Consider the following 12,861-nt stretch of genomic DNA (forward strand, 5'->3'; position numbering starts at 1 on the left):
AGCCCAGGCAAGTGCTGGGCTAATTGTTGACTACAGTGTTAGCGCAGTCTTAAGTGCGACATTGATCATCTCGTGCAGCTCTGTGCGACGTTCGTCTGCGGTAAGGTGTTCGCCTTTAGTGATGTGATCGGTCACCGTACACATCGCAATGGCTTTGCAGCCATTTTCAGCGGCACATGAGTAAAGCGCGTTGACTTCCATCTCTACACCCAGCACACCGTATTTCGCCATGAGCTCGTACATGTCGAAGTCTGGGCGATAGAAGAGATCTGATGAGAATACCTGACCAACACGATAGCTCATGTCAGTTTCGCTCAGCACAGACACACAATTTTGCAGCATATTGAAGTCAGCCAACGCCGCGTAATCGTGATCACGGAAACGAATACGGTTGATTTTGGAGTCGGTAGATGCGCCCATTGCGACGATAACGTCTTTCAGTTTTACGTCATCGTGAATCGCACCACAGCTACCGATACGAATGAAGTTCTTAACTCCGAACTCTGTCATTAGCTCATGAAAGTAAATCGTTGCTGAAGGACCGCCCATACCGTGCGCCATCACCGAGATCTCTTTACCTTGGTAGGTTCCAGTGTAGCCGTATACATTACGAACATCGGTAACGAGTCTTGGGTTTTCAAGATAAGTCTCAGCGATAAGTTTTGCGCGAAGTGGGTCACCCGGCATTAGAATCGTTTCTGCAAAGTCGCCTTTGTTCGCATTAATATGTGTAGTTGGCATTGTATAGTTCCTTAAGACAGAGTGATAAGCAGACCAGCGATAGTACCGGACATTAGATTTGCCAGAATGGCGCCAAATAGTACGCGCGGACCGATTTCAACAAGAAGTGGACGACGCTCTGGGTTCATAGCACCGATACCACCGATAACCATGGCTAGTGAGCCGATGTTAGCAAAGCCGCACAAGCTAAACGCGATGATTGCTTGCGTCTTAGCCGTTAGTGTTTCACTGACTTCAACGAAGCTCATGTACGCGACAAACTCATTCACAGCAATCTTTTTGCCGATCAGCGCGCCAGCGGTCACAGCCTCGTTCCATGGAACACCCATAAGGAAAGTGAGAGGTGACAAGATGTAGCCGATAATGAGCTCTAGGCTTGCGTTTTCGAAACCTGCCATGCCACCAACGCCTGAAATGATGCCGTTTAAAAGCGCTACGAGGGCAACAAATGAAATCACCAATGCGGTTACTGTAGCCGCTTGATGCATACCGACCAAAGAGCCTTCCGTGATGGCATCTAAAAGCGACTTTGGTGCTTCTTTATCATCGACTTTAATCGATTTGTCCGTGATCACTTCATCTGTCTGCGGGCATAGAAGTTTCGCAAATAGTAACCCCGCAGGTGCCGTCATGAAGCATGCAGTGATGATGTACTTTGGATCGACACCAAGGCTGATGTAACCGATCATGGTGCCGCCAGCGACGCTTGCTAAGCCACCGGTCATAACGGCAAAAAGCTCAGAGCGAGTCATGTTCTTCACTAAAGGTCGAATCATTGACGGCGCTTCGATTGGGCCAACAAAGATGTTCGCTGTCGCGCTTAGCGATTCTGCTTTCGATGTGCCAAGCAATTTAGTCAATGCACCACCAATCACATTGATTAGGGTTTGCATGATGTTTAGGTAGTACAGTGCAGAAATTAGCGCGGAGATAAAGATGATTACGCAAAGTACATTGATAACAAAAATAAAGCCCATGCCAAACTTGCCTAGGTCGCCAAAGGCAAACGCGAGACCCTCGTTAGCGTAAGAAATAACGTGGTTAACGCCGTTAGACATGCCCTGAAGGATTTGTTCACCCAAAGGAACAAACATAACAAAAGCACCGAAACCAATTTGCGCGGTTAAGGCGAGTAAGACAGTACGTTTGTTGATGGCTTGGCGGTTCTCAGAAAATAGGAAGCCAACAGATAGCAGTGCGATGATACCGACAATGCTCATAAGTAAAGACATGATACAGCTCTTTTGTGGTGTACCTAGCTATGTCCGTAATAGCAGTGATGTCCGTATGAAATAGGTAGTAAAAATCTAAGTGAGCGCACTTAAGGCACGTTGTTTGTGCAGGTGCGTGTTTATACTCACTGAACAGACTTATAGATATAAGAGCAGATAGGGTCTAAGGTCATCTTATAGAAGAGCAATATTGGTGCTCTGTAGAAACGCTTCACCGTATTTGAAGCTTATACAAAATGCCTGACAGTAAGTCCCAACTTTTGGGAGCAGCGGATTCTATATAAAGCAATTTGTGATTGCAACCGTTTGCGTCAGGGTATTTTCTCTAGCTGATAAAATAATGCGCAGAACTCTAGCATTATTGGGTTGTAGACTTTATGATGCGCGACCACGAACGATCATAAGAAGGTTAACGCCATGAGCATGAAACAAGAACTTCAAAAACTAAATAACCGCCTCGACAAGTGTAAGCACAAGTTGGACGGCGCGAAATCTCGTGGCGACAATGAGTTGATCTCACGCTTTACGGATGAGATTGATAAAATCACCAAAAAGATCGCTCAAATGAAACACAAGCAGAGCTATGACATGAACAAAGAGCGCAAAAGCTTGCTCGACATGCCATTCTCTCGTGAAATTACCAAAGCCGAACAGGCTGATATGGGCAAACTGAAGAAGTCAGTAAAAGGCTTAGTTGTGGTTCACCCAATGACTAAAATTGGCAAAGAGCTGAAGCTGAAGGTAATGACTGGCTACGCTCCTAAGCCATTCTAATCATTATTTCTTTTTCAAAGGCGCACTAGTTAGCTAGTGCGCCTTTTTTGTACCTGACAGACGTGGTTTTTCGATACAGTTACGTTGATACGTGCTGTGACACGGCTCACGGCTTAGGAAGCTAGAGATTTAACGATTTCGTAACGGGTGTGACAAAATGTTTCTTGTGTAGGTCGAAATGTATTTATATTTCATAGTGTTATGAAGATAACTTTAGAGATACTCTAAAATATCATCTTAAATTTTTATCTACGCCTACTTTCTAATACAAGAGAAAGCGGTCGGGGGATGAGCCCTACGTTTCCCCAGTCACTATAATTTGTCTTTATTGACGTAATTCCAAATAACAAAGGCGATTCAAATGTCTAACACTACCACTAGTCAGAGTAACGTGATTCTTCATGCGTTCGATTGGCCATATGCATTGGTAACTGAGCGAGCTCAGGAAATCAAAGCTTGTGGGTACAAGACAGTGCTGGTTTCACCGCCAATGAAGTCATATCGAAGTGAGAAAGAGGTCCTCTGGTGGCAGCTTTACCAGCCGCAAGACTATCGAGTTATTGATAATAAGCTAGGTAACACCGAAGACTTCAAAGCCATGATGGATGCCCTCAATGAACTCGGCTTATGGGTTTATATTGATGTGGTCTTTAATCATATGGCGAATGAATCGAGTCAAAGACTCGACCTTCAATATCCTAGCTCTCAAGATATGGCGAATTACCAAGACCATTCGACTTACTTTGAGCAGCAGAAGCTGTTTGGCGATCTCAGCAAGCCACTTTTCACGGAAGAAGATTTTGTTGAAGCGTTTGGTATTGAAAATTGGAAAGATCGCTGGGAAGTTCAAAATGGTCGTCTTACTGGTGGTCCAGAGGATCCAGGTCTACCAACACTCAGAACAAGCGATCACGTGATTGCGCAGCAGCAAGCTTACTTGCTAGCTATGAAAGACCTTGGCGTACGTGGCTATCGTATCGATGCCGCCAAGCATTTGACGCTAGAGCACATCAAAAAGGTGTTCACCAAAGATATTACTGAGGGTATGCACGTATTCGGTGAGATCATTACCGACGGCGGCGCGACGGAAGAAGAGTACGAGTTATTCCTTCAGCCGTATCTAGAGGAAACTCGCCTTGCTGCTTACGACTTCCCGTTGTTTAAGACCATTTTTGACGCCTTTTCATCGAAAGAAGGCAGTCTCACTTCCTTGATTGACCCATACTGTTTTGGTCAGGCGTTAACGCATGAACGTTCTATCACGTTTGTAACTACCCATGATATTCCAAACAATGATGTGTTTAGCAACATGGTTATGGAAGAGTCGGATGAATGGCTGGCATATGTTTATATTTTGACTCGCGGGGAAGGGGTTCCGCTGATTTACAGTGACCTCGATCCGAGTGGGATCAAAAATGCGAAAGGTTTACCAAGATGGGTCGATAGCTGGAAAGATCCTAAACTGGCGAAGCTTATTCATTTTTACAATACAGTACACGAATCAAGTGCTGAGGTGATTGAAGCAAACGAAGATCTTCTCGCTTTCCGTCGCGGCGATAAAGGTGTCGTCGTCATCAATAAATCTTCGCGCAGCAAAGTGATCGCACTGAATGAATCTAAGACACTGACGTCCATTTTCTCTGGCACAGTCGTTGAGGTTGGTGGTGCATTGCACATCGAGCCAATGAGTGCTGAAGTGCTAACTATCACTTGAGAAGAGAAAAGGGAATGATTGAGGAAGCCCCTGCTGGATAGTAGGGGCTTTTTTGATTTCGGGTTAAGCTAGAGCAACGAGTTTGGTTACCAGTTTTTCGATACCACTTGCCGCGTCTGAAATGCTATTAGCGAGCATATATGCAGGCGTCGACAATACGTTGTTTTCTTCATCGAACACAATATCGTCGACCGGACAATCAACATGTTGGCCACCAAGGCCATTAAAGCCAGCTGCGGTGCCATCGTCATTGCCTATCGTACCTTTTACTGACTCTGGATAGACCATTGGAATGATGACAGGCGCAATACAGAGGTAACCCGCGGGTTTTTTGGCATCTTTGAATGCACGACATGCAGCGGCAACGTCAGCATTGATTGAGCACTCTGCACCGTTGATAGCAAAGTCTGTTAGGTTTTTAGCAGCGCCAAAGCCACCCGGTACAAGCAGAGCATCAAAGTCATCGACATTAAGCTTTGCAACATCTTCGATATTGCCTCTTGCTATTCGAGCTGCTTCAACAAGGACATTTCGTGACTCTTCCGTTGCTTCCCCCGTTAGGTGATTCACCACGTGGAGCTGCTCAACATTTGGCGCGAAGCAGTGCCAAGTCGAGCCTGCTTTTTCCACAGCGTGAAGCGCAAGTACGGACTCATGGATTTCCGCACCATCAAATACGCCAGATCCGCTGAGAATTACCGCTATCTTTTTCATAAACCAATGCCCTCTGATGATTGTTATTCAACAATAATAGTTTATCTAACAGAAGGTTGGAGTTACTCGTTTCTTTTCTGTGCTCTATCAAGCAAAAGTATATCAACCAGCATTCTTCTATCGAGTGGAGGCGTGTTGCAAAGAACCCTCATCAACGGTTTTGGTTGCTGCCATCGTAGAGTCCAGTACCGCTGCCATTTCTTCGAAGTAGGGGTTAAAGGTTAGCCGAGCGTGTACTTTCCCTGGTTCTTGATACCCATAAGATGAATACCACATCTCTTCGCCTCTCAGACACGCATTGTAGCCTTCTTCAGATTGACCATTGTCGCAAATCGCCACAGTTCCTTTGGTGCCGTAATAGGGGTTGTTTGGGTGGAAAAGCATGCCCATGTGAGAGCCATTTGACACGCGGTACTTCGGAAGTCTCATCGACTGTTGGATAACTCGCTCGCCACTAGGTGCTGATTCTCCTTGCCAAATCAATCGGTTGGCGGGGTTTGGAAATTGACGGTTGAACCATTCAACGGCTGCGGCTGTATCGACAACACTGTCACCCTCACTGAGTACCATTACGGTTGGCTTACTAAAGTCATGAGCAGCGAGCTTGTTTTGTACTTCGCTCACGGTGTCGTAATAGACGGCAGCGCCATTCATAGGTAGCGAGTTGTATCGAAGCATATTGTCTTCAGGGTCTTGGTCAGCCCACTGCATGAACAGGCTTGCAAAACCTGCGTACTTAACGGCGGTTGACGTTGGCTGGAAAGCCGGAGAAAACAGCAAGAGTCCAGATACACGGTCATCTTCAAGTGCTCTGGAGGTGACTAGGTTTGCGCCTGTGGAGTAACCGCCAAGCCAAACCGATGGATAATCTTCTAATAGTAGGTCGGTATGATGGTCTACGACGCCTCGCCAGTCTTCAAAACTTGGTAGGATAAGATCGCCCACTTTGCTGCCGTGACCAGGCAATAAAATGGCTCTGACTAAGTAGCCTTGGTCAGCGAGATGCTGTGCGATATCGTGAAAAGAGTAGGGGGAGTCGCCCAAACCATGCACGAGCAGAACGGCTTCGCCGTTAGGTTTGTTGGGAGTGACCTCAAATGGGCTGTTCAAAGCCACTTCCAGCTGATGATCATCAGACTTATAGGCTCTATTTTCTGCGAGCCACTGCTCTGTCTCACTCACGTAACTTTGATAGCTATCTTGTTGATAACTTGGAAGTGACGCTGAATGCGTAAATGAAGGATTTTCATTTTTGGTTGAACAGCCAAAGATGCCTGCTGTAACAAATGCAGCAAGATAGAACGCTAACGCCACCACCTTTCGTTTATGGCGTGATCGCTTCTCTCGTTTAGATTCATTTGGACGATACTTCTTCATATTCACCCTCTATCGTATTTCCTTGTGCTGAGTAACCTTGAGCCTGACGCTGACGAGCGAATTCTTTATCTAACTGCTTTTTTATACGGTTGCCCGTGATATATGCAGCAATCGCCATTGGAATCGCCATGATTAGGCTGAACATCATTGCAACAAAACCGATAAACAGTGCGCTGATAGTTAGGAGTGCTTGTTTCATAATGACCTCTCTGTAAAAACCGAATTTAAGAATGGATGAGTCTTTATGGCATCTCTCCTTGATATCGAAATAATACGACAGAGAATATGAACCAAACATGAACGCCTAGTCAGATTAGCGTTCATGTTTGTTAGGGGGAGGGAAATTTTTTTGGGAGAGTTAATCGCCCAGTGGCTGACGATCACTGCCCGTACGATGAGTATCCAGAGCCAACTTCAATCGGCGTAGGCGGTCGCGAGAACGGCGCTTGTGATTCACGGCAAGTTCCATGGCTAGCACGTCAACAAGAGCCAACATTGCGTATCGAGATGCCGAGGGTTTGTAGATAAAGTCGGTCTCTTTATGAACGATAGGTAACACGATGTCGCTTAAGTCAGCCAGTGGTGAACCTGAAGGGGTAATGGCAATGATAGGAACCCCATATTGCTTCGCGGTTTCTGCAGTTTCGACCACGATCGGTGTGTGACCTGTTGCGGAGATGACCACCATAACGTCGTTGGCATCTGCCGTCGCTGCCACCATCCGGGTTAACAGACCGTCATTGTACGATACAACCGGGTATCCAAGGCGAAACAAACGATGTTGCAGCTCTTGCGAGGTGATGGTTGAGCCACCGCCAACACCGATAGCAATGATCTGCCTTGCCGAATGCAGCAGTTCCACGGCTTTGCTGACGTCTGCTTCGTTTATCAATGCGCGGTTGATATCTAGAGCTTGTTTTATCGACTCATAAATACCTTGGTGTCCAGTTTGAACTGGGGGCTCAATGATGAAGCGTTGACCCACAGCTAGCGATTGAGCGAGCTTGATTTTCAGGTCACGTACGTTTTTGCATCCCACTGCCTTGGCGAAACGGGTAATAGTCGCTTCACTGACACTCGCTTGTTCTGCAAGCTCGGTAATACTTGCGTTTGCGGCACTGCTCACATCGTCGGTGATCAGGTCTGCCACCTTCTTTTCTGCATCACGAAGCGCGCTGTAGCGCTCCGTGATCTGAGAAATAATGTCTACTTCTACGCTCAAAATGTTCCCTCTAGAATGCCGTCTCGACCCAACGGTCTACGTTATGTTGGTCGTCACTGATGGCTATGTAACGCCACTTATCAAACGTCAGGCAAGGATGTGACGTTGAAAAGGCAATCATATCACCAACTTGGAGGTCGCAGTCCTTAGGAATGGATAAAAATGTGTGTTGATCCATCACATCTGTCGCTACAAGGTCTTTGATATCGAGTGCCTCGCCATTGCGATAGATGCGCTCTGGGATGGGTAAGCCTGCATCGAATGCGACATCCCTCTTTCCTAGTCCAATAATCGCCTTGGTAGCCTCTGGGCGTGAGATAACATAAGCCCAGACCTCTAATGCTGAGGAAAGATCGCCCCCTAGCTCACAGGCAAATCCTTGGTTTTTCTCAGCGCGTTGCATCACTTTGTGCTGCGCATCGAGGTAGATACCTGTGTCGTGAATAACATAGCAACCTGGTCTTAAAATGGCTTCAACGTTAGCGAGGTGAGCAAACTCTTCGGCAACGACATCATACCAAGCCGAGCCAGCACCTGTGACGATTGGCTTAGGAGGTAGTAGCTTATCTGCGACTAAGCTGGCCGCTAGTTCAAGCGTGTTGGAGAGGAACTGACGCACGCGAGCCTCTTCATCTCCGCCATGAATGACACCTTCGTAGACCTCAATTCCAACCAGTTCAACGTGTGATAGCGTTGCAATAAGCTGCGCAAGTGCGGTGACTTCTTCTGCGGTGCGGCAGCCACAACGCCCCCCCTCAACCCCATACTCGATCAGCACTTCAATCGTGTGAACCGTTTGCTCAAAGTAGTGTTGCAGCTGCTCAACGTTTTGTTTTGAATCGACACAAACCATTACCCTAGCGCCGGTATCACGCTTAACTCTGTGGATCAAAGCCATGTTAGCTTTACCGACTAACTGGTTCGCCATCATGATGTTAGCAATACCGCTGTGAGCGGCGACTTCAACTTGTGGGGCGCTTGCTACCGTGATGCCCCAAGCGCCATGCTGTTGTTGCTGACGAAAAAACTCAGGCGTCATGGTGGTTTTTCCGTGAGGGCAAAGCTTCACGCCATGATGGTTAGCAAACTTCTGCATCCACTCCATATTGTTCGTCAAATGACTGCGTTTGATGACTGCCGCCGGCAGGCTGATGTCTTCATTGATTAAACTATAACTCTGCTTTTTTTCTTGACTACACGCTAAGCCTTTGTGACCGGTTGCATAATCAAGTTCTTGTTTCTTGTGATTGTTTCTATCTTCTGTGAATAGGTTTTTCATTTTTTGTCTCGCACTAACATGAGCTAAGTTATTGATACTTAATGATTGTTGTTTTCTATTATATTTATTATGTTAGAAACTATCAAACTTTGATTGTTGTTTTGTGTAATTTGTCACTGAGTTTTATCAGGTTAATTTCTAACATACCTCTCATGGAAAGCGCGAAGATAAGAGAGAAGGTCATGTTGTTCGACATCATTATAAAAAACGTAGAAATCGTCGATGGCACCAATGGACCTGCCTACCATGCAGACCTTGCAATTAAGCAAGACCGTATTGCGAAAATCGGTGATCTAGCAGGCTCAAAAGCGGGTTTGGTGATTGATGGGCAAGGGCAGGTATTGAGCCCAGGGTTCATTGATGTTCATACGCACGATGACACTAACGTTATTCGCTATCCAGATTGCTTGCCGAAAATTAGTCAAGGGGTGACGACGGTTATTGTCGGTAACTGTGGGATCAGTGCCTCGCCTGCGACGCTTAAAGTTGCACCACCTGATCCAATGAACTTACTAGGGAAACAAGAAGACTTTAAGTATCCAACGTTTGCAGAGTATGCCAAAGCGGTCGAAGCCGCGCAGCCTGCGGTGAATGTTGCGGCGTTGATTGGTCATACCACACTTCGTAATAACGTGATGGATGAGCTACTTCGTGAGGCGACCGAGGACGAGTTGCAATCAATGAGAAGCACGCTGAGTCAGGCGATGGCAGAGGGCGCGTTAGGCTTGAGCTCTGGTCTGGCTTACGCCAGTGCGAAACAAGCGACAGCGAGTGAGGTTATGCGTTTGGCCGAGGTTCTTGCTGATTTTGGTGGTATCTACACCACGCACATGCGCACTGAATTTGAGGCTATCTTAAATGCGATGGAAGAGGCCTTTGAAACTGGCAAACATGCTCGTGTTCCTGTGGTGATCTCGCATCTGAAATGTGCTGGAGCGGGTAACTGGGGCAGAACTGTCGAGGTGCTCGATCTGCTCGAAAAGACGGCAGAGCATCAAGATGTTTCATGCGATTGCTACCCATATTCGGCAAGCTCTTCAACTCTGGACCTTAAACAGGTTACTGACGACTTCGATATCTTTATTACATGGTCGGAATCTAAACCGGAGTTTGCAGGTCAGCTTCTTGCTGACATTGCCAAGCAAATGGAATTGCCTTTGATGGACGCTGCTAAAGCTCTCCAACCAGCGGGAGCCGTATATCACTGCATGGATGAGCAAGATGTGGAGCGAGTACTTAAACACAGGCTTACCATGGTTGGATCTGACGGACTGCCGAACGATCCACATCCTCACCCAAGACTGTGGGGCACCTTCCCTAAAGTATTGAAACATTACTGTCGAGATCGTGAGTTATTTCCACTCGAGGAAGCGGTTTATAAAATGACAGGAATGTCTGCGCAACGTTATAACTTATTGAATCGAGGGGTTATCAAAGAAGGTGCCTTCGCGGACTTAGTTCTTTTTAATAAACATAATGTTCGTGATACTGCGACATTTGAAACACCTATTTCTTTAGCAGACGGAATAGAGTGTGTATTAGTTAACGGAAATATTAGCTATCAAAATAAATTAGTCGCCAAAGAAAGATTTGGTCGATTTATATATCGTGATGGAATTAATTGCTCTTGAATTATACAAATTCAAGAAATGTAAAACTTAAATAAGACGTAACAAAACTGGAGTAAACAATGACAATTAAACGCTATGGTGTAGAAGGTGGTGTCGGTACAGGTGGACAACATTTACCATTCGCTCGAGCAACAGAAGCTGGTGGCTTTCTTTACGTGTCGGGTCAAACACCAATGACAGATGGCGAAGTTGTGGAAGGCGGAATTGTTGACCAATCACGCCTGGCTATCCAGAACTGTGTCGATATTATGGAAGAAGCGGGCTACGGTCTTGAGGATGTTGTACACGTTAAAGTGGTACTGACAGATTCTCGTTATTTCCAATCATTTAATAAAGTATTCAAAGAGTTTTTTGGTGCAAATCCACCAGCACGAATCTGCATGGTTTGTGACCTAGTGGTGGATGTAAAAGTAGAAGTAGACGTGACTTGCTATCGCGAAGACCGTCGATAAATATAAAGCCGTATCTACACGCAACTTAATAATGGGCATTTTGCGATGCCCTTATCAATAAAAATAATAATGACATTGTGATTACATTGTGTAGTTACGTTTCGAGATTAAATAACGTAAAACGATAGGCAGTATATAAGTTGCTTATCTCTCTGGAGGTGTTCAATGAACAGTACACTATTCTTATCCGGATTCGGGATATATGTGTGTTTTCTTATTTGGCTTGGTTGGTATGTATCGCGTAATCAAAAGTCAGGTGAAGATTTTCTACTTGGTGGGCGCGGCTTACCACTGTTTTTGGTACTAGGTACCACGGTAGCGACCATGGTGGGTACTGGCTCAAGTATGGGCGCAGTAGGTTTTGGTTATGCTAACGGTTGGGCTGGTGCACTTTATGGCATTGGTGGCGCTCTTGGTATTTTACTACTCGCACTCTGGTTTGCCCCTGTTCGTCGACTCAATTTTATGACCATGAGTGAAGAGTTGTCCTACTATGTCGGTGCAAACCGCGTGGTGAAAAATCTGGTCGGTATTCTTATCTTTATTGCTTCTATTGGCTGGTTAGGTGCCCACATCTTGGGTGGCGGTATGTATCTGGCTTGGATTGCAGATATTGACCTCAATGTTGCGAAAGTCATTATTGCTGCCGCGTTTACGATTTACGTTGTCATTGGTGGTTACACCGCAGTGGTGTGGACTGACACAATTCAAGCTGTGATTCTTTTCGTTGGTTTCATCTTGATGGCAGTACTATCGGTGCAACACATTGGTGGTCTTGATAACCTTTACGCTGCGATGGACCCAGCAGCGACCAGCTTTCTAGCGATTGAAAAACTCGGTCTGATTCCAGCTATCTCATTGGCCGTAGTGGTTGGTGTGGGTGTGTTGGCGACGCCTTCATTCCGTCAGCGTATTTACTCAGGTAAGAACGTATCGACCATCCGCCGTTCATTTGTGTTATCTGGTGTATTGTACCTGTTCTTCTCAATCATCCCTGCGGTTATTGGTATGGCGGCGCATGCGATTGACCCTAATTTAGATAATGCTAATTTCGCGTTCCCATACATTGCAGCAACGGTACTACCAGTTGGTATTGGCATGATCGTTCTGATTGCAGGTTTGTCGGCAACTATGTCGAGCGCGAGCTCTGATGCGATTGCCGGTGTGTCTATCCTATTGCGTGACGTGTATGTCATGTTTACAGGCCGCGTTCCAAATAAAGAATCGATGATGAACTACTCAAGGCTAGCGCTTATCGTCGTAATTGGTTTAGCTCTACTGTTTGCACTGACGTCAAACGACATTATCGGCTACATCACTAAGATGATCTCAACGGTGATGTCAGGAATGTTCGTGTGCGGAATGTTGGGTCGCTTCTGGAAGCGCTACACGTGGCAGGGTGCGATTGCGACGCTTGTTGGTGCATCAGCGGCTTCATTCATGGTTATCCTCAGCCCAAGCCTAACCGCATTCTGGGGTAACCCAGTCATCCCATCTGTTGCAGTCGCAACTCTAGCGGGTGTTGCAGTGAGCTTGTTCACGCCAAGAAATATGGTGTCACCAGAGGAAGCTCAAGCCATCTTAGACGCAGAACGCGCACAGATGGAGCAAGGTGGTGAGTCCAACAAGGACACCACGACTTCAACGCCAATTACAGAGTAATCACTCTCTTAGTCAGGGTGTAGCATAAGAGCACCCTGACGCAACTGAATTAGGCTGAATTTT

At 46.3% G+C, this 12,861-nt stretch carries 12 protein-coding genes and 1 riboswitch; of the genes, 5 read left to right on the forward strand and 7 right to left on the reverse strand.

Features of this window, described 5'->3' with window-relative positions:
* Positions 1 to 30: 30 nt before the first annotated feature.
* Together deoD and LY387_RS21915 are read right to left on the reverse strand one after the other, a co-directional pair.
* Positions 31 to 741, reverse strand: coding sequence for a purine-nucleoside phosphorylase (gene deoD, locus LY387_RS21910; protein ID WP_234496323.1), 711 nt, complete (start codon positions 739 to 741; stop codon positions 31 to 33).
* Between the two features lie 11 nt (positions 742 to 752).
* On the reverse strand, positions 753 to 1,973 hold the full coding sequence (locus tag LY387_RS21915; protein ID WP_042469903.1) for a NupC/NupG family nucleoside CNT transporter: 1,221 nt from the start codon (positions 1,971 to 1,973) through the stop codon (positions 753 to 755).
* Positions 1,974 to 2,130: 157 nt separating this feature from the next.
* Positions 2,131 to 2,228: riboswitch (purine riboswitch) on the reverse strand.
* 162 nt (positions 2,229 to 2,390) lie between these two features.
* Here LY387_RS21915 and LY387_RS21920 point away from each other — a divergent pair.
* Both LY387_RS21920 and LY387_RS21925 read left to right on the forward strand, forming a co-directional pair.
* Positions 2,391 to 2,747, forward strand: a complete 357-nt coding sequence (locus LY387_RS21920) for a YibL family ribosome-associated protein (protein WP_234496324.1) — start codon at positions 2,391 to 2,393, stop codon at positions 2,745 to 2,747.
* A gap of 361 nt (positions 2,748 to 3,108) precedes the next feature.
* Positions 3,109 to 4,461 (forward strand): alpha-amylase family protein, encoded by a 1,353-nt coding sequence (locus LY387_RS21925; protein ID WP_234496325.1) that lies wholly within the window; start codon positions 3,109 to 3,111, stop codon positions 4,459 to 4,461.
* 63 nt (positions 4,462 to 4,524) lie between these two features.
* Here the strand turns inward: LY387_RS21925 and elbB are convergent, their stop codons facing one another.
* The 5 genes from elbB to LY387_RS21950 form a co-directional block, all read right to left on the reverse strand.
* Entirely contained in the window at positions 4,525 to 5,175 is a 651-nt protein-coding gene (gene elbB, locus LY387_RS21930) for an isoprenoid biosynthesis glyoxalase ElbB (RefSeq protein WP_234496326.1), read from the reverse strand.
* A gap of 117 nt (positions 5,176 to 5,292) precedes the next feature.
* A complete protein-coding gene (locus LY387_RS21935) occupies positions 5,293 to 6,552 on the reverse strand; it encodes an alpha/beta hydrolase (RefSeq protein WP_234496327.1) in 1,260 nt (419 codons plus the stop codon).
* Positions 6,530 to 6,751, reverse strand: a complete 222-nt coding sequence (locus LY387_RS21940; protein ID WP_234496328.1) for a hypothetical protein — start codon at positions 6,749 to 6,751, stop codon at positions 6,530 to 6,532. The genes LY387_RS21935 and LY387_RS21940 overlap by 23 nt, the downstream gene beginning before the upstream one ends.
* Before the next feature lie 159 nt (positions 6,752 to 6,910).
* Positions 6,911 to 7,774 carry a MurR/RpiR family transcriptional regulator gene (locus LY387_RS21945; RefSeq protein WP_234496329.1) on the reverse strand — a complete coding sequence of 288 codons (864 nt, stop codon included), beginning with the start codon at positions 7,772 to 7,774 and terminating at the stop codon, positions 6,911 to 6,913.
* Positions 7,775 to 7,784: 10 nt separating this feature from the next.
* A complete protein-coding gene (locus LY387_RS21950) occupies positions 7,785 to 9,053 on the reverse strand; it encodes an amino acid deaminase (protein ID WP_234496330.1) in 1,269 nt (422 codons plus the stop codon).
* A 182-nt stretch (positions 9,054 to 9,235) separates the two neighbouring features.
* Between LY387_RS21950 and LY387_RS21955 the strand changes: the two genes are divergently transcribed.
* The 3 genes from LY387_RS21955 (at position 9,236) to LY387_RS21965 (ending at position 12,798) form a co-directional block, all read left to right on the forward strand.
* Positions 9,236 to 10,684, forward strand: a complete 1,449-nt coding sequence (locus LY387_RS21955) for an N-acyl-D-amino-acid deacylase family protein (RefSeq protein WP_234496331.1) — start codon at positions 9,236 to 9,238, stop codon at positions 10,682 to 10,684.
* A 59-nt stretch (positions 10,685 to 10,743) separates the two neighbouring features.
* Positions 10,744 to 11,136: a RidA family protein gene (locus LY387_RS21960; protein WP_006069083.1), complete on the forward strand. Its 393-nt coding sequence runs from the start codon at positions 10,744 to 10,746 to the stop codon at positions 11,134 to 11,136.
* A 165-nt stretch (positions 11,137 to 11,301) separates the two neighbouring features.
* Entirely contained in the window at positions 11,302 to 12,798 is a 1,497-nt protein-coding gene (locus tag LY387_RS21965) for a sodium:solute symporter family protein (protein WP_419153459.1), read from the forward strand.
* Positions 12,799 to 12,861: the final 63 nt, after the last annotated feature.

Source organism: Vibrio maritimus, assembly GCF_021441885.1.
Taxonomy (GTDB): Bacteria; Pseudomonadota; Gammaproteobacteria; order Enterobacterales; family Vibrionaceae; genus Vibrio; species Vibrio maritimus_B.